The organism is Tessaracoccus antarcticus (genome assembly GCF_003688855.1).
In the GTDB taxonomy this organism is placed as follows: Bacteria; Actinomycetota; Actinomycetes; order Propionibacteriales; family Propionibacteriaceae; genus Arachnia; species Arachnia antarctica.
On sequence record NZ_REFW01000001.1, the window covers coordinates 493430 to 516293 of the forward strand.

The window sequence follows — 22864 nt, forward strand, 5'->3', positions numbered from 1 at the left end:
GCCGCGGCCTCCGTGGAGGGGGCCTCGGGCTGGGGCCGGGAATGGCCGGTGCTACGAGGGTGTTGCGGTGGGCGTCGGCGGGGAGTTCGTGACAGTCCGGACACTGGCGGGGGCTGTCGTTGACGTCGGCGTCGGCGGAGGCGCTTCACTCTCGCCGTTGGCGACTGCAGTATTGACCTCGCACTCGCTGAGGTCGCGTTGCAGCAGCTTCTGAAGGGGCTGGAGGTCGCGGACCATCTGGTCCAGCCGCCCCAAGTCCACGTCCGAGACGGCAGTGTCCATGCCGCCGAGAACGACGTACACGTTCTGGGCGTCGTTGAGCGAGCGTAGGCACGCCGCATTGACCTGGGCCCGTGCCGCCACCGTGGCATCGCCGCTCGTCGCACGGGGCGTCAACGGCGGCGACGATGACGACGCAGGCTGTTCAGGTGGCACCACAGCCGGGTTCCTCCCCGGAGCGTTGTAGCCGACGAGAAGGCCCAGCAGCAACGCCCCGACCGCCACGACCGGCCACACGACGGCGCGCACCGGCCTGGCCCCCGGCGCGGCTGGGACCTCTGAGTCCGTGGAAACCGGGGCAGGGTCCGGCTCATCAAGTGGGGTCTGGTCCTGAGTCATTCGAACGTCTCCCTCATCGTGGGGACTTTCCGGTAATGATAAGCGCATGGCATCAGGTATGCGGGTCATGCGTCGCCGCGTCGGTGCCGCTCTGCATGCTGCCGGTCGGGCCACTGGCCGGACATATCGCTGGATCATGACCTCGGGGCGATGGCTGGTTGTGTTGGGCTGGATCGCCATCGCCGTGCTCGTACCCCGCTTGATCGACGATCGACCTCCCGCCACCGACTTCGGGAACCTGGTGACGCCGGAGAACCCCGTGGTGCAGGACGAGCTGCGGGTGCTGAGCCAGTTCGACGTCCCGGTCATCAGCGGCACCACCGTCGTGCTTCATCAGCAGGGCGGGCTGGGGGCGCTCGCGCGTGCTGACTCGTACCTGTTCGCGGCGTCCACGACCCAGGAGGCACTCCGGATCGCCGACCCGGGTCCGGATCGGATCATCGCGGCCATCCCCTTGCCCACGGGCCGGTCGGACACCACCGTGACGTACCTGTTCGCCAGCGACCAGACCAGCCCTCGCAGCATGTACAACCTGGCCCACGACTACGCGCGGCACTTCAACAACGTGCCGGAGCACCAGACGTACGTGACCGGGTTCATCCCGTCCCAGATCGCCCAAAGCAATTACTTGGCCCGGCACCTTCCCACGTTTGAGCTCGCAAGTGTTGTCCTCATCGTCGTGGTGGTGGCCCTGGCCTTCCGTTCCTTGCTGGCCCCCATCGTCGTGCTCATCATCGCGGGTATCGGGTACGCCGTGTATCGGCCGTTGCTCGGTTTCGGGGCGGCCACGTTCGGGTTCGAAGTCCCCAGCCAACTGGAGCCGGTGCTGCTGGCCCTGCTGCTCGGTGTGGTGACCGACTACTGCGTTCTCTTCCTCGAGGAGTTCCGCGACGCGCTGGACGACGGGCTCCCGACGCGCGCCGCCACGGAGGCGGCGATGGTCCACCAGAGCCCCATCATCGCGACCGCTGGGCTGACGGTCGCCGGCGGCACCCTCGCCCTACTCGCAGCCCCCTTCATCCTGTTCCGCGGCCTTGGTCCGGCGCTGGCGCTCACCGTGGTGGTAGGGGTCGTCGTCAGTTTGACGCTCACCCCGGCCATCATGGCGATCCTCGGGTGGCGGCTCTTTGCCCCCCTCCCCATCGCCCGCTGGCGCACCGTGGGGCATCGCCGCCCGGACACGAGCGGAGGTCTCCTCGAGCGTCAGGTGACCAGCCTCACGACCCCTCGACGCGCTGTGGTGGCCGTCGTCCTTCTCTTGGCAGTGTTTGGGCTCCTCAGCCTTCCACTCGCCGCGGCCCGGCTCGACCTCTCCTTCACCTCGTCGTTGCCTGCAGACGACGAGGTGGCTCAGGGTGCGGCCCTGCTGCAGCGGACAACGCTTCGAGGAGCGACGGCGCCCACGGAGGTTCTTGTGGAGCAGGACAACATCCTCAATCAACGCGAACAATTGGCCAGGCTTCAGGCGCTGATCAGCACGATGCCGGGTGTGACCCACGTCGTCGGCCCCGTCGACAACCCGCTGCAAGGACCACGCGGGCTGGTCCTGTCACGCAACGGCCGCGCGGCCCGGTTCATCGTCGTTCTCGACAGCGACCCTCTGGCCGACCAGGCCATCCGTCATGCCGACGGTCTCCAGGAGCGGCTCCCAGCCATGGCCGCCCAGGCAGGATTGACGCCCAGCTACCTGGCGGTGACCGGCCAGACCCTGATCGCTGGGGAGGTGGCCCGCCAGACGCGCGAGAGCCTCGGCATCGTCCTGGTCGCCGCCCTGGTCATCGAGTTGCTGATCCTCACGTTCTACCTGAAGTCGGTGATCACCCCCATCGTCCTCCTGGCGACGGGGGCCCTCAGCGTGACGGCGACACTCGGCCTCACCGTTCTGGTCTTCCAGGGATTGCTCGGTCAGCAGGGACTGACCTTCTACGCACCGTTCGCCTCGGCCGTGCTGCTCATCGCGCTCGGCTCCGACTACAACGTCTTCTCTGTCGGCAGCATCTGGCGGGCAATGAGGCATCGAGACATCACCAGCGCGGTGCGCTTCGCCGTGCCACGGGCCGCCCGGGCCATCACGGTCGCCGGGGTGATCCTGGCCGGGACCTTCGCCCTCGTCGCGGTGATCCCGCTCGCCACGTTCTGGCAAATCGCCTTCACCATGTCCGTGGGCCTCCTCATCGACACCTTCGTCGTGCGGCCATTGCTCACACCAGCTCTGCTCACATTGCTCGGACGATGGGCCACCTGGCCCCGCCCCCCGGCTCCTTGGGAGACACCGGCGGAACCATGATTTTGTTCCATGAGGACGGCAGCGCGTGGCGACTGAACGGCCGCCCAGCTTTGCTGCTTCACTTGCTGATTCCCAGCAGCAGGTTTGCTGCGATCGTCGTCATGACAACGGCGATCCCGATGTCCAGCAGCCGCCAGGATGCCGGACGGCTGAAGACGGGACGCAGGAGCCGGGCACCGAAGCCAAGAGCCGTGAACCAGAGAACACTGCCCAGAAGGGCGCCGAGGCCGAAGACCCAACGGCCATCGCCGTGCGTTGCTGCGATGGAGCCGAGGAGCAGCACCGTGTCAAGGTAAACGTGGGGGTTGAGCCAGGTCAGCGCCACGGCTGCGGTGACCACCCGGGCAAGCCCCTTCGCGTCGCCGACAGTCGAGGCGTCGAGGGGGCGCGGCAGAATCGCCCTGCGAGCGGCCATCAGCGCATATCCGAGCAAGAAGACAGCGCCGGCGATCCGCACGGTCGTCAGGAGCCATGGCAGGGTCCGCACCAGAGCCCCGAAGCCAGCGACCCCCACCAGGATCAGGATGGCATCGGATACCGCACACACGGCCACCACGGCCAGCACGTGCTCTCTTCGTAGCCCCTGCCGCAGCACGTAGGCGTTCTGTGCACCGATCGCGACGATGAGTGACAGCCCGAAGCCGAAGCCGGCTGCGGCGGAGACGAACACTCCTCGATCCTACAGAGACCCTCTGCAGATCAGAGCAGCGTCAAAGGCAGGAAGGAGTGTGGCACGAAGCAGGCGCACGAGTGCGGTCATCTCGCCACCCCCTCGACCCCATGATTGCCTTTGCGACGCGCGTGGCAGTCCGCGCGGATCGATGGCTGCCTCTGGCGCCATCACAGGTCGATGTGCGCAACCACCCAGTCGGAGAATCGGTCACGGGTGAACGGAGGCCACTCGGCGGGGACGTCCAGGCCCAGCGTTTCTTCCACCCAATGGCGGTAGTCGGCAAGCGCTGCTCTCGAGTCGACGTCTGGGCGGCCGCCCACCACTCCCGGAGTGAACTCGGGGTAGCCAATCGCCATCAACCGCAGGAAGTCCGGGACGGACTCGGCAAGCAGTCGGGCCTCACCCTCAGAACCGAGCCCGACGACGCGGAGCATCCCGGGTGACTCCAGCCACAGGGCTGCGATCGAGCCCGTGCCATCCGTCACGGCGATGGGGAGCAGCCGTTCATGGGCGGGGCTGTCCGGAGCGAACCAACCATCCAGCGTGCACTCCGAACTGAACACGACACCAGGCCTGCTTTCGAACGAACACGGAGCCAGGAAATGGTCCGCGTCACGCGATCCCCACCAGCCCCTCTGTTCGAAGAAGGCCCACGCCCTCTCCAACTCGTCCGGTATTTCCATACCCTGCGGCAGGCGCCGCGACAGCGTCTCTGCGAGCAGCGACTGCTCTGCAGGTGACTCCCCACTGCCTCCGGTTCGGGTGATGTCCACGGGAGAGTCCACGACGGCGTCGAGGCGGATGCGCACACGCCAGGGGTCCTGCAGTCTCCCGTATTCGTAGACCACCTCATCCCCCGGCTGCGTGAGAACACTGCCGATCCTGACTGCCGTCTGGTCGGTGATGCGCTCATCTCCGGGAGCGTCGAAGATGTGCAGGAGGCCCGGCGAGGTGAAGCGGCGGGTGCCGACCGAGTCCAGGAACACGTGTGGGCGCAGACCCCGCCACCCGAAGAGCGCCTGCACGGCATCGTGCAGCACATCGATGGGGCTTGACGCTGCGATCAGTGTGCCTCGCCATGTTGTTGACGGCTCGGTCGCGGCCTCCGGCCGGCTCTCTTCGCCCACGCCAGTCTCCAGGTGCAGGTGCAGGTCGAAAACCGTCTCTTTCGCATGGTGGTAGTCCAACGCAATCGGCTGCCAGGCGCTGGTGTCATCGGGGCCGCCGATGCAGCCCGTGAAATCCGCGACCCTCTGGAGGAGCGAGTGCCGAAGGGCATCCGGGGCGGCGAGATAGATCTCACCGCTGAGCGGCAGCCTTCGCTCCTGAAGCACACCGAGGGTGGTCAGTGCGCAAAGGACGGCGAGCACCTCGTCCGCGACTGATGGTGAGGACACATGTCCTGCCCCCAGCATCTTGTCCACGAACATGCGCACGAGCCCACGCGTTGTCTCCTCATCGTCAGCATCGTTCCGGTCTCCCGCGAGGTACATCTGATCATCACAAGCACAGACGAGCGCGATCAGGACCGAAGAGCCCCGCGGATGGGTCGTGCGCATCGGCCGTTCTGTGGTGTCAGTGTCGAAGCCCCACGAGAGCGCCGCCGAGACGAGCCCCTGGACGACGTTTCGCACCAGTACCGAGTCCACCGGGGGGCAGCCTCCGCTGGTCCGGACCTCGATGGAGGGCATCACGGAGTCTGTTGCCGCGTCCCGCCGAGCCAGATTGGTCATGGAGAGGCAATCACTCCAGATGTCCACCGCACCAGGAGTGTCCTGCAGACCCGTGATGGCGGCCAGGTCGTCCCGCGAGAGCGGGCTCTGGGAAGCCAGCGCATCAAGCGTGGATCGCAGGAGGGGGACGAAAGGGAGTTCTCGCGCCGTGTCCACCACATCAGATGGTGCGGGCTCGATCAACAGGCCCGTCACGAGTATGTCGTCGGCGAGACTCCCGAGAGTGTGCACACCAAGCGGTTCGCGGGTGGCCCAGGTGAAGACATCCCAGCAGTCGAGGACTGCACGTTCGCTTCGACGCCAGAGGCCATGGGCCCTGAGGAAAAGGAGGAACCCCATGAGTGTGCGGATCGCGAGCAGGTACTGGGCGCCGTCGGACTCGTCGCTGTCGTCATCGCGATGGACGTCGTCGTGACGCGCGAGATCACGAGTCAACCAACGGAGCAGATGCGCATCCGGGTCGCGCAGGTCCGCGCCACCGCGTCGCGATCGGGTGAAGAGATCAGCCAGCGATGCAGCAGCATCCGAGGGCTCAGGCCCCCCGGGGTGAGGACTCGCGGCACACCAGGCCTCGAACGCGGCCACTACACCCGCAGGGCTCTCGTCTTCCATGGTGCGGTCCCGCTCCCGTCCGACTGCCCGAGGGCGAGCAGATCCGTCGTTGTCGGCGAGATCAGCCGCCCTGGCAGCCGCTGCCGTTTGAGGGTCGGGCTCCCGCGATCGTAGCTGCCATGCTCGGCACGGCGCCACGCAGGACGCCGCTTGCCGTCTGTGGGGGCTGGAGGCAGTCGGCGACTGGCTGGGTTGACGCAGTGCGACCGACGTGTCGATTGTTCCGCGCCACCACTCCTGAGACCATCCACAGGTGAGACGAGAAGCGTTCCGTGCTGTCATCGCCGCTGGGCGGCGCCACTGCATTGGTGTGACCATGGAGGGCTCGGTGGTAGCCGCTGGCAACCCTCTCTCCGAGGAGTCCCGCGTCGACGGGTGGCGCGACGTCGTCTCCGTGGCAGTCGGGAACGTACACACGGCGTCCAATACCGGCAGATCACACAGTGTGGGACTGCTCGCGAACGGCACGGTTGTCTCGACGGGCTGGAACAACGAAGGGCAGTGTGATGTCGTCGACTGGAGCGGTGTCGTCAGCGTCGCGGCCGGGTGGCGACGCACACTCGCGATTTTCGAGGACGGGACAGCGCGAGCGACGGGCCGTCGCAGCGACGGAGCATGCGACGTGGATTCGTGGCGCGACCTTGTCGCCCTCGCTGCCGGAGATTGGCACTCCGTCGGGCTCAGCGCCGATGGCACGGCCACGGCGGTGGGAAACAATCACCGGGGGCAATGCGATGTCACCGGGTGGCACAGCCTGCGCGGGATCGCCGCCGGCTCTCTCCACACCGTCGGCCTCGACACGGACGGACGAGTGTTCGCCGCCGGAAACCGGAACCACGCCGCCCAGGCGGTGTCCGAGTGGCGCGACGTCGCCGCCGTGTCAGCGGGCAGTCACCACACGGTGGGCCTCGTCGTGGGAGGCCGCGTTCTCGCGGCCGGCGACAACAGTCGAGGGCAGTGCGACGTTTCATCATGGCGAGACGTGGTGGCCGTTGCGGGCGGCTCCACCCACACCCTGGGACTTCGAGCCGATGGGCGTGTCCTGGCCACTGGCAACAATGACGACGGCCAGTGCGACACCGCCGGCTGGCGCCTGGCCACGATGCGCTGACCGCACGAGCGCAGACCCTGCCGATTCCATCCAGTACGGATACGACCCGGTCTCACCATCCGCCCTGCGAATCCCCTTGACGGCCACTTCTTCTGTTACCTGATGGGTGTCGTCAACGATCCTGCCGTCGTGTGCGCGGATGTTGCTGTCGCAGTTGGCTTCATCTGCGCTTTCGTGGGTCGCACTGAGGTCGCAATGAGAATGTGGTCTCCGGCGTCGCCCGTTGCGACCGCTCCGTCGGCTACCGTGCTTCTGGTCCTGCATGACAAGGGCCCACGGTCCCACAAACGTTAGCCCCACGAGGAGGAAGTCGGTGTCCACTGCGACCGCGGTGATTGCCTCCCCAACGCCAGCGGCTCAGGGACGGCACCACCGGTCAGATGTCCAGGGCCTGCGCGCCATCGCTGTCCTGATGGTGGTGTGCTTCCATGCGGGCCTCCCTGCACCCGGGGGGTTCGTCGGAGTCGACGTCTTCTTCGTGATTTCCGGGTTCGTCATCACTGCCATGCTGATGCGGGAATGGTCTCGGGACGGACGGATCCGTTTCGGCCGCTTCTACGTCCGAAGATTCACACGGTTGGCGCCCGCCCTGGCCCTGACGGTGGGTGTGGTGATGCTCGCCTCCTTCTTGCTTCTCTCACCTTTCGGAGGGCAGGAGACGGCCTCGAAGACGGGGCTCGGCGCCCTTCTGCTCGCTGCGAACTTCGTCATTGCCAGAACCACGGGCGACTACTTCGACGCCTCCGCCGACAACAACCCACTGCTGAACTTGTGGTCCCTGTCAGTGGAGGAACAGTTCTACCTCGTGTTCCCCTTCGTTCTCCTGCTCGGGTGGCTCATCGCCGCGCATCGAAAGCGACTCCACGTCGGCCCGGTGGTGGCCGTGGGCACGGTGGGTGCGGTCTCGTTGGCCCTCGCGCTCATCGGTGCGGCTGGGTTTCACGTTCCGGGTGTCCCCGACGATCTGGTGGGCTTCTACGGGCCAGCGACGCGAGTGTGGGAGTTTGCTGCCGGTGCACTGCTTGCCCTCGGCGGCGCGAGGCTCAGTGCCGCTTCCGCTCGCAGTGCGATACCGGTGAGCATCGTCGGAGCCGGTCTTCTGGGTGTGTCGCTGCTGATCATCAACGACACCACACCTTTTCCCGGGCCATGGACGTTGCTCCCTGTGCTCGGCACCGTCTTCCTGATTGCCGCGGGGCCCGCCGACACAGTCGTCACGAAGGTGTTGGCCTCCGCGCCGATGGTCTGGATTGGTGACCGCTCCTACTCCATCTACCTGTGGCACTGGCCGTGCATCGTTTTCGCACGGCTCAACTGGTCGGCGTCGCTCCCCGTCCTCGTCCTCGCCGCGGCCGCGTCCTTCATCCCCGCCTATGCCTCCTACCGGTGGGTGGAACAACCCGTCCGTACGAAGGCAACCACGGGGGGTACATCGTTCGTGCGTCTCGTCGCACTCACCATGGCGCCCCCGCTTGTGGTGGCTGGGGCCCTGGGGTATGCCGCAGACCATGAATTGTGGAGTGGGTCGGTCAGGGACTACCGCGCAATGATCCGGTCACACCACGCAGGAGATGACGCGCACTGCACCACCACCATGGGCTGGACAGCAGAGGCGTGCACCTGGAATCAGGATGCTGCTGGCCCCCCGATCTACCTGGTCGGGGACTCCAATGCCGACCACTTCAGCGAGGCCATGATGGATGCCTCGACGTCTCTGGCGCGTCCGTTGGTGATGCGGCTCGAGGCCGGCTGCTCCTACATTCTGGGCGAGTCCACCCTGACGGATCGGGACTGGCGTGGGCGGTGCAACCGCTACCCGGTCCAGGCGCAGGACTACCTCCTGGGGGCAGAGAAGGGTGTGGTGGTGATCGCCAACGCGTACGGCGACTTCCGGAAGACCTTTGCCGGCGAGCGCAACCGGAGGATTGACGTCGCGGGAAAGGCCTCCGAGACGGAGCTGTTCTCCCGTCTGACCGATACCATCAGACCGCTGCAGGAGGCGGGCCACGAAGTGCTGCTCGTGCAGACGGTCCCCCACTGGGGTGGTGCCGCAGCCCTGAACTGGCAGGCGTGCACCACGGTGAAGTTGTTGTCGGACGGATGCCAGCAGACGATGCCGATTGCCGAGGTCACCGTGCGCCAGGGCGACATCGCCCATGTGGTCTCCGAAGTGACAGCAAGCACCGGCGCAGGCGTGCTGGACCTCACGGAGGCCATCTGTCCGGCGGGGATCTGCTCCGCCGTGTCGCCAGAGGGGCTGGTTCGTTACCGCGACGGGGTCCACATCACCGTCGATCAGAGCCATGCGCTGGCACCTTTCTTTGAAGCCGCCATCGCACGGGTCAGTTGAGGCAGGGCGACCCAGCGGGCGCCGTCACCCACGTCTTGGTGGGCCGGAACGCTTCCACGCATTGAGGGGACCCGGTTAACGGTTCGGGCGAACGGGTGGGCGTGAGCACGTGATCCAGACCAGCAGTGCTGGTGAACAGTGCCCGCATCGGCACTCCTCGGATCGATCGGTGGATTTCATCTCGCTGCGGTCAGCGGCGTGACGGCTGGCTGACCGTGAGATTTCTCGACGCGGCGAGTCCTGCGGCACGGTCGAGCCCCCCATGCTCGAGGCCGGCCAGAGTGGATTTCCCAGCCCAGACCTGCCGTCCGTGGCGGCTGACCCGGATGTGGAGGCATCCGGTGAGGTGTTCGATGGCTCCCGGCACCGCGCGGCGCTGTCCCACCAACGGCACCGGCAGGACGTGTGCGGCACTGAGCGGTGCATCGGCGTCCAGGGACACGGCCCAGCCGCGTGATTGGCCCTCCAGACGCCAGTGCTCATCTCCAACGTCCGCCCGGACGGGCGAGGTGACAGGATTGCCCAGGCGGAGAACCTTCCCACCCGGCAGGCGCACGACGAGCGCAGTGACCTCGGTGCGCAACCCACCAGCGGTGACGTCGCCGCCGGCGAAGGCCACACAGGCGTCGGCCTCCGCGAAGCCCTGCGCCTGACCCCACCACCACGAATCGGGAAACCCGGCCCGCCCCCAGTTCTTCTCGCCGTAGACCTGGGCGTCGGCGAAGTCCCAGCGCGCATCGCCGACGGCGACAGTCCCGGACGCCCGCCCGCCCAGGAGCCATGGATGCCAGTACTGGTTGAGTCCCGGAATCATCTGGAACCAGCTGGATCCCCCGAACGGGCGTCCTGACGGCCAGCGGGTGAGGCCGTCGAGATGGGCCTCGAGATGTGCGTCGGCACCCAGGTCGACCACGACCCGCTCGTCGGTCCCGAAGAAGGACGCCTCCGAGCTGGTTGCGCGTGCCCCGAGGCCGCCGGGACGGGCATCAGCTGTCGGGATGATCGCCTGGCGCCAGAACCCGTCGGATGCTCCCAGCCCCGCCAGTGCCCAACGACCCGTGTGATCGGTCTGGATGCCGATGAGTGCGATGACAACCCGCTGGGTCGCCGGCTCCGTGATCCGCCAGAAGTAGCCCTCCATGGCCACCCCGTGAGCTCGCTCGGGGTGTCCGAACAGCAGGTCCGCACCGGAGGCCCGGTAGCCGATCCTCCTCATCGTCGACCCGCGTGATGCGGCGTGCGTCGCACCGTCCGGCCCAGCAGTCGACGCCGTGCTACGAGCACTGTCATGGCGTCACCATAGGCCGCTGTTCGAGCGTCCACTCTCGAACACCATTCTTTGTTGTGCCCCCCCATGCCCCGCCGTTTTCCTGCCCTGAAGCCGAGGGGGTCAGTCGCGCCACGTCCGCCACAGGTCTGCGTACTGCCCGTCGAGCTCCAGGAGTTCGTCATGCGACCCAATCTCGACGATGTGACCGGCATCGACCACCGCGATCCGGTCAGCGTCGTGCGCGGTGTGCAGTCGGTGTGCGATCGCGACCACGGATCGGCCCTCCATCAGTGCGGCCATGGACCCCTCCAGATGCCGAGCCGACGACGGATCAATGAGCGACGTCGCCTCGTCCAGCACGAGGGTGTGCGGATCGGCGATGATGAGTCGCGCCAACGCGATCTGCTGGGCCTGAGCAGGTGTGAGGCTCGCCTTGCCGTGGCCGAGTTCGGCTTCCAACCCGCCGGGCAGCCGCGACACCCAGCCCCAGGCGTCAATCGCGCGCAGTGCCCGCTCCACCTCCTCGTCGGAGGCCGTGGTCTCGCGGGCGAGCACCACGTTGTCGCGGACGGTACCGACGAACACGTGGTGTTCCTGCGTGACGAGCGCCACCTCGGTACGGAGCCGGTCGAGCGGGAGGTTCATGACATCGACACCGCCGACGGTGACTTCACCGACCCGGGGACGGTTGATCCCGGCGATGAGCCGTCCGAGGGTCGACTTGCCGGAACCGGATGGCCCGACGATGGCCAGCCGCTCGCCGGGCTGGAGGTCGACGTCGATGCCGTGCAGCACATCCACGCCCTCGCGGTAGCCGAACCACAGGTCGCTGCCCGTGAGCTTGGCGCCGTCCGGCGTGGCCTCACCGGGGGTGCGGTCGTCGTCGAGTTGGGCGACCCCGATGAGACGCGCGGTGCCGACGATGCCCAGCTGCAGCTGGTCCAGCACCGCGATGACACGATCCAGCGGGCCCTGCAGCTGCGCGATGTAGAGCGCAGCCGTGGTGATCTGACCGATGCTCGCCCAACCTTCGGCGTGACCCCAGATCCCGAGGAGGACCACCCCGACCAGCGGGAGCTGGAATGAGGAATCCACCATGGCGAACAGCATGTTGCGCAGCGTCATCGTGTATCGCTCCGCCTGGGCGGACACCTCCGTGTCCTCGTCGATCTGCGCTATTCGCAGCCCGCCGAGATCCAGGGCCTCGACGGTGCGGGACCCCTCGACCGTCTCGGTGGTGGTGGAGTTGATGACCGAGTAGGAGCGGGACTCGGTGATGTAGCCCGCGGTCGCGCGGGCGAGGTAGTAGCGCCCACCCAGCCACATGACCAACGCCGTGCCCAGCATCGGGAGCGTCAACACCCAGGAGTTGACCAGCATGGCCACCAGCGTCGCGCCGATGAGCACCACCGACACCAGGAGATTCGGGAAGGCCCAGCGCGCGGCCGTCGCCATCTTCGACACGTCGGAGGTGATCCGGGTCAGCAGGTCACCAGAACCCGACGACTCGACGTGACTCAGCGGAAGCCGCAGCACGATGCGCACGACCTCCTCCCGTGCCGCCGCGAGCAGGTCGTACCCGAGAACAGCCGACGCCCGTCGCGCAGCGAAGGTGAGCAGTGCCTGCGCCACGATCATGCCGGCGATGACCCCCACCGTCGTCGTGAGCGCGTTGCGGTCGAGCAGGCCACCCGTGACACGGTCGACGAGACCCCCCAACAGGAACGGGGCAACCAGCCCCGCGCCCGCCGCTGCCGCATTGAGGGCGATGGCCCAGACCAGCGTGCCCCGGCGTCCCTCGAGCAGACCACCCAGGAATCCGAGCGCCTGGGAGGACGTCGCCACCGGGAATCCGCTCTGCGGGGCGCGAGCCTCCGCGGACGCGGCACGCGCCGTGTGGGTGCGGAAGCGGTGGCGCCCAAGGAATGCGGCCATTCGGCGACGCGGCCCACCGCCTCGGGGCACGTCGAGTTCGTCCGGCACCCGGGACGGTACGGGACCCTCGCGCCACGTGGTGGCGGACGTGGGCGACAACAGGTGTTCACTCATGGGTGTCCTCCATCCCCCGCGCGATGACGCGATGGTATTCGGGGTGATCGCGCAGCTCGTCGTGGCTGCCGCGGGCAACCTCGACCCCGTCGACGAGCACCGCGATGTCGTCGCAGCGCCGCAACAGGAGTGGGGACACGGTGACGACGACGGTGGTGCGGCCACGACGGTGATCCGCCAGCCGTGCGGCGATCCTCGCCTCCGTGTGCGCGTCGACGGCTGAGGTCGGTTCCACGAGGATGAGGACGTCGGGGTCCCGCAGCAGGACGCGTGCCAGCACGACCCTCTGCCGCTGCCCACCCGATAGGCCCCGGCCCTTCTCATCGATCCGCCCCTGCCAGCCATCGGGCAGTGAGTCATAGATGTCCTCGGCGGACGCGACGATCAGCGCTCGCTCCGCGTCGTCACGGCTGTGGGTGCCCCACGGGTCGACGGCGCTCTGCAGCGTGCCCGAGAAGAGGATGGCACCGGTGTGCGACACAACGACCCTGCGCCGCAGGTCCGCGACGTCGACTGCCGAATAGTCCACGCCGTCGGCCGTGACACCCCACGGGCGGTTCGCCAGTTCGGCATCCTCCCGTGCGCGGCGCGCTCTGGCCGCGAGGCGCACCCGCCGAGCTTTCCTGCGGGCCCGCCCCGAAAGGTCCTCGTCGTCCATCGGATCCGGCGTCTGCAGAGGCAGGTAGCGCCCGAGCCGGTCGGCGAGGGCTGCGGAGGCGTCGGGATCCGCGGACACGACCCCGAGCATTCGTCCTGGCTGCACCGTGACGCCGGACAACTCGTCCCGCAGCGCCGGGTTGGGGCTGAGTGCCAGACCCGTCGGCGCCCACGGGACGTCGGTGCCCAGGAAAGCCAGGGTCTTCTGCGCTGCGACCAGGCCCTGCACCCACCTCTGCGCGAAATCGAAGAATGCCTGCATGGGCGAGGTGAGGAACACCGCGTACCCGAAGAAGCTGATGAGCTCGCCGACACTCAGCGAGCCCTCGAGGAGGCGGAGGGAGCCCAGGAACACCAGGGCCACGAGCAGCAGCCCGGACAACAGAATGCTGGTGGCCTCGACGACCGCCTGCCAGGTGCCGAGCCGCACTCCGAGGCCGCGGACCTTCTGCGACTGCCGTTCGTAGTTGAGCGCAAACGTGTGTTCACCCCCGACGCCGCGGAGGATCCGCAGCCCGGTGACGATGTCGCTTGCCTGCGACGTGAGCGTGGAGCTCTCGGATCGCTCGGCGGACTGGGCCCGTGACAGAGGACGCAGCACCGGCGTCGAGGCCAGGAGGAGGAGCGGGGTGGCGATCAGGACGACCGCGCCCAGCACTGGCGATGTGGTCAACATGAGCGTCGATGCGAGCCCGAAGCTGATGGCCGCGGCGATGACGTGCCCGAAGGACTCGATGGTGGCACCGAACTGGTCACTGTCGGAGGACGAGACGCTCAGCACCTCACCGGTGGGCACGCGACGGTTGAGGACATGGCCCAGGTGGACCGCCTGGCGGGACACCCGTCGCTGGATTCCGTAGATACCGAGCAACCACATGCGGACAGCGAACGTGTGGAAGAGAATCCCTCCGCCGACCCCGCCGGCGATGACGAGGAGCAGGAGCCCGACCCAGCCAAGGGCAGCCGTGGTGTCGGCGCCTGCGACGCCAGCGTCGATTGCCCGCCCGAGGAGCCACGGGGTCAATGCGGCAGGGACCAACCACGAGGAGGCAGACAGTGTCATCACTGGCACGACCCAGCCGTAGGAGCCAATCAGCCAGAAGAGGAAGCGACTGGGTGAGCGGACGTCGGGTTGCGAGTCGGGTGGGATCGCGGGCGGGAAGTCGTAGCGCCCACGGCGTTGTGCATGCATGGATGAGGTCCTGACGGACGGCGTCTGGTGACGCGGCAAAGGGGTGAGAGGGGGGACGCCGTGGGCGTCACTGCGGGCGGAACCCGGGCGCGGTGGCGATCAGCGGTCGAGCGCGCGCGGCCGACCGGGAGCGGCAGAGTTGATCAACATCTGCATGCACCTCCTCGAATCGACGACAGACGAAACTGTAAGGAGGCAACCCCGGATCTGTCAACCGCCCCGCAGTTGCGTCACCAGCCGAGCGGATAACCGTCCGCGCGAGGTTCGGATCCGGCGACGAGGACGCTGCCAGGGTTGTCGGGGTGAAGTCGCCAGATCGCCTGGCCGCGGCCGAAGATCGCCGCGTGTTGCCCCACCACCGCGTCGTGGCCGTGCGTCCGCAGTTGCGCGATGGCTTCGTCCCCGCGGACGCCTCCACCTGGACCCGGCCCGTCGCGGGATCCCAGAACCAGCGCGGGCGTCCCAGCGCGGTCTGGGGGTCGTCGCCGCCATCCACGGTGTGGAGGACCACTTGCACGTGCCCCTGGGCCTGCATGTGCCCGCCCATGACCCCAAAAGGTCCAACCGGCGCCCCGCCGCGCGTGAGGAACCCGGGGATGACCGTGTGGAACGGGCGCTTTCCGGGCGCGAGTTCGTTCGGGTGCCCCGGTTCCAAGGAGAACCCGGCTCCCCTGTTCTGCAATGAAATGCCTGTGCCGGGCACGACGACCTGCGCCCCGAAGCCGTGAAAGTTGCTCTGGATGAAGCTCACCATCATCCCGTCGCCGTCCGCGGCACAGAGGTACACGGTGTCCGAGGCGCGCGGGTCCACCGCCACGGGAGCCAGTGCCCGGGCCCCGATGGAGGCGCGACGCCGGGCCGCGTGGCCAGCGGACAGCAGGGCCTCGACCGGCACGTCGACGACGGCCGGGTCACCCAGCAGCGCATGGGTGTCGGCCAGGGCCATCTTGACCGACTCAATCTGCCGGTGCCAGTCGGCGGCTTCGTCGGGGGTGAAGCCATCCAGCACGTTGAGCGCGATGAGCGCAGCGATACCCTGACCGTTCGGCGGCACCTCCCACACCTCGTGGTCCCGGTAGCGTGCGCTGATCGGCTGCACCCATTCGCTCGTGTGACCCGCCAAATCGCCTGCCGTCAAGGATCCGTCGGTGGCGCGTGCAAAGGCCACCATCCTCGCGCCGAGTCCGCCCGTGTAGAAGTCCTCACCGCTGCTGGCCGCGATGGCCGTGAGGGTCGCCGCCATTTCAGGGCTGCGCCACACCTCACCCACCTCTGGCGCCCGTCCGCCCGGCGCAAACAGCGGGGCAAACCCTGCAGCGCTGGGTTCGGACGCGCGCGCGGCCGCTGCCGCCACACCCCTGTGCCAGCCCCACGCGACCACGCCGGACAACGCGAATCCTTCGGTGGCCAACGCGATGGCCGGCTCCATCACATCGGAGAAGGACAGACGCCCGAACCGGCGGTGCAGGTCCGCCCACGCACGCACCGCGCCCGGGACAGTCACGGCCTCCCAGCCCCACACAGGCATGGTGGTCAGCCCCCGGTCGCGCAGCCGTGAGGCGGAGGCGGATGCCGGAGCTCGCCCGGAACCATTGAGGCCGTGCAGATGGTCTCCATCCCAGACGAGGGCGAAGGCATCCGAGCCGAGGCCGTTGCTGCACGGTTCAACGACGGGCAGGCAGGCGGCCATCGCGACGGCGGCATCCACCGCGTTGCCGCCGGCCCGCAGAATCCCGAGACCGGCTTCAGCGGCAAGGGGCTGCGAGGTGGCGACGGCTCCCCGTCGAGCGAAGAGGGGCTGTCGGTATCCGGGGTCGGCAAGGGGTGCCAGACGCATGGTCAGCGGCCTCCTGCAGTCGTGCTGATTCTGTGGTGCTCCACACCCGAGCCTAATGGGAGTGCAGGGCTCCGCGGGTGGGTGCTTGGGATGAGCTCTGGCGCGGGTGGCACCATGGTCACGAACAGTTCGCTTCACGGCGGCAGACATTGGATGGGGCACACATGACCTCTCGCGAACTTGACCTCGTGCTCTACGGCGCCACAGGTTTTGTCGGAGCACTGACGGCCGGTCACCTCGCCACGCATGCCGGGGCGGAGGTGAGGATCGCGCTGGCCGGTCGCTCCCGCACCAAACTGGAAGCACTGCGTGAAAAACTTGGGACCTCGGCAGCCGGCTGGGAACTGGTGACGGTGGATGCCGCGGACGCCACGGGACTGCGTCGGCTCGCGGCGCGCACCACCGCGATCGCCTCGACGGTCGGTCCCTACGCCCTGTACGGCAAGGAACTGGTCCGGGCCTGCGCAAAGGAGGGGACACACTACGCCGACCTCACCGGTGAGGTGCTCTTCGTGCGGTGGTCGATCGACGAGGTCAACGCCCGCGCCGCAGAGACCGGTGCGCGCATCGTGCACGCGTGTGGGTTCGACTCCGTTCCGTCCGACCTGGGCGTGCTTGTCACGGCAGAGAGGGTCGCGAAGGACGGTGCAGGGACCCTGCGCCAGACCACCCTGGCCGTCCACTCACTGCGCGGCGGGCTCTCGGGGGGCACCATCGACTCGGGCCGCCAGCAGATCATCGCCGCGCGCAGCGACGCGGTGGCTCGGCGCACCATCAGTGATCCCCACAGCCTGAGCCCGCGACGTTCAGAGGAGCCGACGTCGGGGCCCGCCTCAGGCGGCGGGGCCCTCGCGAGGCTGAAGCGGTGGATACCCGTCGCCCGAGACGCCGAGACGAACCACTGGATGGGGCCCTTCATGATGGCCTCCTTCAACACGCGCATCGTGCGGCTGTCGAACACCCTCACCGAGTGGTCCTACGGCCGCGAGTTCCGCTATCACGAGGTCACCGATTTCGGCTCCACCCCGGTGTCCCCGCTGAAGGCGGGCGGCATGGCGATCGGATTGGCTGCCGTCCTGGCAGGACTGGCCTTCCGTCCGACACGGGCGGTGCTCGACCGGATGCTGCCCACGCCAGGTGATGGCCCCAACGCCGAGCAGCGGGCCAGGGGTCGATTCCGTCTGCAGATCCGCACAACAACCACGAGCGGCGCCCGGTATCTCACGAAGGTGGGCGCCGACTACGACCCGGGCTACGACGGCACGGCCATCATGCTGGGCGAGTCCGCCCTCAGTCTGGCCCTCGACGGCGACCGCCTGCCCCGACGCTCGGGCGTGCTCACGCCCGCCACCGCCATGGGGGACATCCTCGTCGAGAGGTTGCGAGCCCACAGTTTCGTCTTTGACACGTCGCTGCAGCCCGGTGGCCATGAGGAACCCGGGTGAGGCAACGCATGTCCATTCTTCAGGATCTGTGGCTGCGCGCCTGGGCGACGACCGCTGTCCCGGACGCATCCGCCCTCCTCGTGATCGCACTGGTCGCCCTCGCCTGCGTCATCCTCGCCTGGCCTGCGGTCCGCATGGCGGTCACCGTCTGCCACGAAGCCGGGCACGCCGTCGCGGCCACCCTTTCCGGCCGCTCCCTGAAGGGAATCCGGTTGCACTCGGACACGTCCGGGGTCACCCTGACCAGGGGGAAGCCCACCGGGGCCGGCATGGTGTTCACGCTGCTCGCCGGTTATCCCGCGGCCTCACTCGTCGGCATGGTGGCTGCCGCCGTCGCCGGCACGGGACACGCCGTGGCCATGCTGTGGCTGCTCGTGGGGCTGCTGGCTCTGATGCTGCTGAAGATCCGCAACGCGTACGGGGCGCTGGTTGTTGTCGCCATCGGCGCGATCCTGGCCCTCGCGACCTGGTACGCACCTGCCCACGTCCTCGTGTGGCTCGCCTACGGGTTGGCCTGGCTCCTCCTTATCGCGGGTCCACGACCCGTCCTTGAGTTGGCGCTCAGCCGAGGCCGTGCCACGGCTGGATCGGATGCCGCGCAGCTCGCCGGGCTGACCCGCCTCCCGCGGATGCTCTGGATCGCCCTGTGGCTGAGCGGCACGGTGGGAGCGCTCGTGCTGGGCACCGTCCTGATGCTGCCGGGCATCATGCCCGGAGTCGGCTGAGCAGCGCTTGCCTCGTTGGACAAGTTGAAGCAGCACGGGTTGACTGAGGCGGTGAAACGCAGACGCAACCCCATGATCGTGACCCTTCTGGGGCTCCGCGGCAATGGCCGCGCGTCCGTCTACACGGAGCCGCTGTGGGGTCTCTCCATGATGCTGGTGCTGCCGTACACCTCGGTGTTCATGCTGGCGCTGGGAGTCCACGACGCACAGATCGGACTGCTTGCCACCATCTCCATGCTGTCCCAGGTGGTCTTCGGGCTGCTCAGCGGCGTGATCACCGACAAGCTCGGGCGGCGGATCACCACTGCCGTCTTCGACATCATCGCGTGGGCCATCCCCTGCCTCATCTGGGCCTTCGCGCAGAACTTCTGGTGGTTCCTCGCGGCGTCCGTCGTCAACGGGGCGTGGCAGGTGACTCAGAATTCCTGGGACTGCCTGCTCGTCGAGGACGTCGACCGTGCCGAGATCCCGAAGGTGTACTCGCTCGTCAAGGTGGCCGCAGAATTCTCCGCGCTGTTCGCGCCCATCGCCGCGGTTCTGGTCTCCAGCCTCGGTCTGGAGCTCGCGGTCCGGATCCTCTACCTGAACGCCTTCGTCATCATGTCGCTCAAGATCTGGCTTCTCTACCGCTACACGACCGAGACCACGACGGGTCGCATCCGGATGCAGGAGACGCGCGGCGTCAGCATCTGGAGGTCGTTGTCCGAGTATCGAGGCGTGCTCGCGCTGATCGTCCGCTCCAAGGGCACAATTTTCGCGCTCGTCATCGCTGCCCTCGTCGGTGCCGTCGCGCTGGTCAACGGCACCTTCTGGCAGGTCGTCATCAGCCAGCGGCTCGGCGTTCCCGACGCGTTGCTGCCGTTCTTCCCCATGGTTCGCTCGTTGCTGTCGGTGTTGTTCTTCTTCACGCTCATACCGCTCCTCACGCACGCCCGACACCTGAAGGCGCCAACCCTCATCGGCTTCGGTGTCTATCTCGCAGGTCAGCTCCTCCTGGTTGGCATCCCGGCCCCGGGTGGCCCGGCCGTCACGGCCACCTATGGCCTTCTCGCTGTCTGTCTGATGCTGGACGCTTTCGGAGCCGGGATGCTGTTCATGCTGGCGGAGTCCCTCGTGGCTCTGCACGTGGACAGGGCCGAGCGCTCACGTGTGATGGCGATTCAGCGCACGTGTGTCATGTTGGTCACTGCCCCGTTCGGCTGGATCAGCGGGTGGCTCTCGGGCATGGACCGGACCTGGCCGTTCCTGCTCACGTCGGCACTTCTGGTTCTGGGCCTGATCGTCGCCGGCCTCTTCTGGGTCACCACGCACGCGGAGACCCACGACGACGCACACTCCCACGCCTGAGCCATTGCCCGTGAGGGCTGCAGCAAGGCTCCGGCGGGCGCCGCGGTAGCGGGGGCAGGTCATTTTCGAGGTGGGCGTGCGCCCTGTGACACCGGGACCGGGGGGGCGTGCATGTCGGTGGCCCGAGCGCATTTTGTGGTCGGGGTAACTCTTGGGGAACACCACCTTGCGACGTCAGCCGCCTCACACCCCAAGGACACCAATGAATCGTTCCCTTCCCGACACGGCCGTCAGCGATCTCACGGGCCAGCTTGCAGTGGTCACCGGCGCCAGCGATGGAATCGGTTTCGTTCTCGCAGGCCGTCTGGCTCGCGCCGGCGCTGAGGTGATCATGCCCGTCCGGAACAGCGCCAAGGGCACCGCTGCCGTCGAAAGGATCATCGCCGCCGTTCCCGGGGCGAAGGTCTCCACGCGGGATCTCGACCTGTCGTCGTTGGCGTCGGTGGCGGTCCTGTCTGACCGGCTGAACGTCGAAGCCCGGCCGGTGCACATCCTCATCAACAACGCCGGCGTCATGTCACCGCCCAGCAGGCGACTGACCATCGACGGGTTTGAACTGCAGTTCGGTACCAATTTCCTCGGGCATTTCGCCCTCACAGCAGGGTTGATGCCGCTGCTGCGCGCCGGGCAGGCGAGAGTGACAACGCAAACCAGCGTCGCTGCCGCCTCCGGTGGCATCAAGTGGGATGACCTGACCTGGGAGGCGGGCTACAAGCCGGGTCGGGCGTACTCGCAGTCAAAGATTGCGGACCTGCTCTTCGGGCTCGAGCTTGACCGCCGAAGCAGAGCCGCCGGCTGGGGCATCGTCAGCAACGTGGCGCACCCCGGGGTTGCCCCCACGAACCTGTTCGCCGCGCAGCCCGAGATGGGTCGTCCGAAGGACACCGCGGGAATCAAGGTGATCCGCTGGCTGGCACGCTCGGGTTTGCTCGTTCAATCAGTTGACGCCGCCGCCCTGCCCGCCCTGCTTGCCGCGACCAGTCCGGAGGCGGAGGGCGGGAAACTGTATGGGCCCAGCGGCTTCGCCCACCTCAGCGGCGCGCCCGCCATGCAGTCGATCTACAGGACCGGGCAGAGTCTGGCAGATGCCGCGCGGCTCTGGGAGCTCGGCGAGCAGCTCACCGGCGTGAGCATGCCCACCTGACGAATGAGGAAGCGCCCGCCCCTGTCCCGGGAGACAGGGGCGGGCGCTTTCGTCGTCAGCTCAGACGAGGACGCCCTCGCCCACGATGTCGTCAGCCTGCATGCGGGCCTCGGAGGCTGCGTCGTCCGACGGCGCCTCCTGGGCGGCCAACTCGGCCGCGATGCGGGCACGGTAGCTGGCCTTCTCCCTGGCCGTGCGGTCCTCGTCCCAGTCGAGGGCCTTGGCCGTGATTTCCGCAATCTCGTCGATGGCGGAGCCTCCCCGGTCCGGGGACTCGGAGTTCAACCGCACACGTGAGATGAAGATGTCCTCCAGGTGGATGGCACCCTCGACGGCTGCTGCGCGATGGACCTCCGCCCGGATGAACTGGGGTGCCGCCGCGAGCGGCTGACCGAGCGTCGGGTCCTCGTCAATCGTCGCCAGGAGGTCAGGCAGTTCGGAGCCGTACCGGCGGAGCAGGTGGTGCATCCGGTCCGCGTCGAAGCCATACTTGGCACCCAGCCGGTCGGACTGGTTGACCATGGCCTCGAAACCGGTGGCACCCAGCAGCGGCAGGCCGGCCGTGACTGATGGGCGCTTCTTGGCCTCCTTGGAACCCAATGCGAAATCGACTGCGTCCTCGGCCATGACCCTGTACGTCGTGTACTTGCCCCCGGCGATGGCGATCATGCCGGGCGCGACCTCTGTCACCGTGTGCTCGCGGGAGACCTTGGTGGACTTGGCCTCGTCCAGCACCTTGGGCTGCAGCAGCGGACGCAGGCCGGCGTAGGTGCCGATGATGTCGTCGCGCGTCAGGGGCTTTTCGAGGATCTCATTGGCCTGCGCCAGCACGTAGTCAATGTCCTTGGAGGTGGGCACCGGGTGCTTCAGCTGCTCATGCCAGGCGGTGTCCGTGGTGCCGATGACCCAGTAGTGCTGCCACGGGATGATGAACAGTACGGACTTCTCGGTACGCAGGAACATGCCTGCTGTCGCCTTGAGCCGTTCCCGCGGGATGACGATGTGGATGCCCTTGCTCGCCAGCACCTTCAGTCCGCCGGTGCCGCCGGCCATCTCCTGGGTGTCCTCAGTCCACACGCCCGTCGCGGCGATGACGTGCTTGGCTCGCACCTTGACCGTCTCACCGGTCTCCAGATCGGTCACGGTGGCGCCGGTGATGCGGCCGCCCTCGCCCTTGTCCAGTGCGGTGACCTTGGCGCGGCTGACGGCGACTGCGTCGTACTGGACCGCGGTGCGGATCAGTTGGATCACGAGTCGGGCGTCGTCCACGCGGGCGTCGTAGAACTCGATGGCCCCGATGAGCGCGTCGTGCTTGATCTCGGGGAAGTGCTCCAGTGCACCCTTCTTGCTGAGGTGGTGCTGGATGGGCACGACCTTCTTGCCCCCGGCACCCACGATGGACAGCACGTCGTACAGGCCGACGCCGACTGCCGAGTAGGCACGCTCAATGGCCCGTGTCTTGAGCGGCCACAGGAAGGGCTGGGCCTCCACGAGGTGGGGGGCGATGGTGGTCAGCAGACGGGCGCGTTCGGTCAACGCCTCGAACACCAGTTTGAAGTCCAGGTTGTACAGGTAGCGCAGGCCGCCATGGATGAGGCGGGACGACCTCGACGACGTACCCGAAGCCCAGTCCTGGGCCTCGACGACCGCCGTCCTGAGCCCGCGGGACGCAGCGTCCAGGGCGATACCGGCCCCCGTCACCCCGCCACCGATGACCAGGACGTCAAATTCTTCTGCTTCGAGCGCTTGCAGCGCGGCGGGCCTCTGGGATGGGGAAAGCGACTCTGACATGGGTTCTCCTTTGATCCTCGTAC

At 67.7% G+C, this 22864-nt stretch carries 15 protein-coding genes; 7 read left to right on the forward strand and 8 right to left on the reverse strand.

Annotated elements, in window-relative coordinates:
• Positions 1–51: 51 nt before the first annotated feature.
• Positions 52–618 carry a hypothetical protein gene (locus EAX62_RS02130; protein ID WP_121900014.1) on the reverse strand — a complete coding sequence of 189 codons (567 nt, stop codon included), beginning with the start codon at positions 616–618 and terminating at the stop codon, positions 52–54.
• A 46-nt stretch (positions 619–664) separates the two neighbouring features.
• On the opposite strand from EAX62_RS02130, the gene EAX62_RS02135 reads away from it, so the two are divergent.
• The gene (locus tag EAX62_RS02135) at positions 665–2905 is read left to right on the forward strand and encodes an MMPL family transporter (RefSeq protein WP_121900015.1); all 2241 of its coding nucleotides are present in this window, start codon (positions 665–667) and stop codon (positions 2903–2905) included.
• Positions 2906–2963: 58 nt separating this feature from the next.
• On the opposite strand, the gene EAX62_RS02140 is transcribed toward EAX62_RS02135, so the two are convergent.
• Positions 2964–3575 carry a LysE/ArgO family amino acid transporter gene (locus EAX62_RS02140; RefSeq protein ID WP_121900016.1) on the reverse strand — a complete coding sequence of 204 codons (612 nt, stop codon included), beginning with the start codon at positions 3573–3575 and terminating at the stop codon, positions 2964–2966.
• A gap of 170 nt (positions 3576–3745) precedes the next feature.
• A complete protein-coding gene (locus tag EAX62_RS02145) occupies positions 3746–5923 on the reverse strand; it encodes an IS1096 element passenger TnpR family protein (RefSeq protein ID WP_158600468.1) in 2178 nt (725 codons plus the stop codon).
• 253 nt (positions 5924–6176) lie between these two features.
• Between EAX62_RS02145 and EAX62_RS02150 the strand changes: the two genes are divergently transcribed.
• Together EAX62_RS02150 and EAX62_RS02155 are read left to right on the forward strand one after the other, a co-directional pair.
• Positions 6177–7034 (forward strand): RCC1 domain-containing protein, encoded by an 858-nt coding sequence (locus EAX62_RS02150; RefSeq protein ID WP_233557768.1) that lies wholly within the window; start codon positions 6177–6179, stop codon positions 7032–7034.
• A gap of 313 nt (positions 7035–7347) precedes the next feature.
• A complete protein-coding gene (locus EAX62_RS02155) occupies positions 7348–9384 on the forward strand; it encodes an acyltransferase family protein (RefSeq protein WP_158600470.1) in 2037 nt (678 codons plus the stop codon).
• A 190-nt stretch (positions 9385–9574) separates the two neighbouring features.
• Here the strand turns inward: EAX62_RS02155 and EAX62_RS02160 are convergent, their stop codons facing one another.
• The 4 genes from EAX62_RS02160 to EAX62_RS02175 all read right to left on the reverse strand — a co-directional run bounded on the left by EAX62_RS02160 (position 9575) and on the right by EAX62_RS02175 (position 16389).
• Complete coding sequence (locus tag EAX62_RS02160) at positions 9575–10600, reverse strand: tocopherol cyclase family protein (RefSeq protein WP_121900020.1); 1026 nt, start codon at positions 10598–10600, stop codon at positions 9575–9577.
• Between the two features lie 174 nt (positions 10601–10774).
• Positions 10775–12703, reverse strand: coding sequence for an ABC transporter ATP-binding protein (locus EAX62_RS02165; RefSeq protein WP_121900021.1), 1929 nt, complete (start codon positions 12701–12703; stop codon positions 10775–10777).
• A complete protein-coding gene (locus tag EAX62_RS02170) occupies positions 12696–14552 on the reverse strand; it encodes an ABC transporter transmembrane domain-containing protein (RefSeq protein ID WP_121900022.1) in 1857 nt (618 codons plus the stop codon). The genes EAX62_RS02165 and EAX62_RS02170 overlap by 8 nt, the downstream gene beginning before the upstream one ends.
• A 67-nt stretch (positions 14553–14619) precedes the next feature.
• Complete coding sequence (locus tag EAX62_RS02175) at positions 14620–16389, reverse strand: gamma-glutamyltransferase family protein (protein ID WP_199711069.1); 1770 nt, start codon at positions 16387–16389, stop codon at positions 14620–14622.
• A 164-nt stretch (positions 16390–16553) separates the two neighbouring features.
• Here EAX62_RS02175 and EAX62_RS02180 point away from each other — a divergent pair, with 164 nt between their 5' ends.
• The 4 genes from EAX62_RS02180 to EAX62_RS02195 all read left to right on the forward strand — a co-directional run bounded on the left by EAX62_RS02180 (position 16554) and on the right by EAX62_RS02195 (position 21050).
• Positions 16554–17834 carry a saccharopine dehydrogenase family protein gene (locus tag EAX62_RS02180; RefSeq protein ID WP_121900023.1) on the forward strand — a complete coding sequence of 427 codons (1281 nt, stop codon included), beginning with the start codon at positions 16554–16556 and terminating at the stop codon, positions 17832–17834.
• An 8-nt stretch (positions 17835–17842) separates the two neighbouring features.
• Positions 17843–18559: a M50 family metallopeptidase gene (locus EAX62_RS02185; protein WP_121900024.1), complete on the forward strand. Its 717-nt coding sequence runs from the start codon at positions 17843–17845 to the stop codon at positions 18557–18559.
• A gap of 51 nt (positions 18560–18610) precedes the next feature.
• Complete coding sequence (locus EAX62_RS02190) at positions 18611–19906, forward strand: MFS transporter (protein WP_121900025.1); 1296 nt, start codon at positions 18611–18613, stop codon at positions 19904–19906.
• Between the two features lie 202 nt (positions 19907–20108).
• A complete protein-coding gene (locus tag EAX62_RS02195) occupies positions 20109–21050 on the forward strand; it encodes an SDR family oxidoreductase (RefSeq protein WP_121900026.1) in 942 nt (313 codons plus the stop codon).
• A gap of 60 nt (positions 21051–21110) precedes the next feature.
• Here the strand turns inward: EAX62_RS02195 and EAX62_RS02200 are convergent, their stop codons facing one another.
• Positions 21111–22841: a glycerol-3-phosphate dehydrogenase/oxidase gene (locus EAX62_RS02200; RefSeq protein ID WP_121900027.1), complete on the reverse strand. Its 1731-nt coding sequence runs from the start codon at positions 22839–22841 to the stop codon at positions 21111–21113.
• Positions 22842–22864: the final 23 nt, after the last annotated feature.

Excerpts from the sequence above, each read along its gene's own strand:
- EAX62_RS02145 (WP_158600468.1), bottom strand. The coding sequence starts at position 5,923 with ATGGAAGACGAGAGCCCTGCGGGTGTAGTGGCCGCGTTCGAGGCCTGG.
- EAX62_RS02200 (WP_121900027.1), bottom strand. The coding sequence starts at position 22,841 with ATGTCAGAGTCGCTTTCCCCATCCCAGAGGCCCGCCGCGCTGCAAGCG.
- EAX62_RS02195 (WP_121900026.1), top strand. The coding sequence starts at position 20,109 with ATGAATCGTTCCCTTCCCGACACGGCCGTCAGCGATCTCACGGGCCAG.
- EAX62_RS02165 (WP_121900021.1), bottom strand. The coding sequence starts at position 12,703 with ATGAGTGAACACCTGTTGTCGCCCACGTCCGCCACCACGTGGCGCGAG.
- EAX62_RS02135 (WP_121900015.1), top strand. The coding sequence starts at position 665 with ATGGCATCAGGTATGCGGGTCATGCGTCGCCGCGTCGGTGCCGCTCTG.
- EAX62_RS02130 (WP_121900014.1), bottom strand. The coding sequence starts at position 618 with ATGACTCAGGACCAGACCCCACTTGATGAGCCGGACCCTGCCCCGGTT.
- EAX62_RS02180 (WP_121900023.1), top strand. The coding sequence starts at position 16,554 with ATGACCTCTCGCGAACTTGACCTCGTGCTCTACGGCGCCACAGGTTTT.
- EAX62_RS02160 (WP_121900020.1), bottom strand. The coding sequence starts at position 10,600 with ATGAGGAGGATCGGCTACCGGGCCTCCGGTGCGGACCTGCTGTTCGGA.
- EAX62_RS02175 (WP_199711069.1), bottom strand. The coding sequence starts at position 16,389 with ATGCGTCTGGCACCCCTTGCCGACCCCGGATACCGACAGCCCCTCTTC.
- EAX62_RS02185 (WP_121900024.1), top strand. The coding sequence starts at position 17,843 with ATGTCCATTCTTCAGGATCTGTGGCTGCGCGCCTGGGCGACGACCGCT.
- EAX62_RS02170 (WP_121900022.1), bottom strand. The coding sequence starts at position 14,552 with ATGCATGCACAACGCCGTGGGCGCTACGACTTCCCGCCCGCGATCCCA.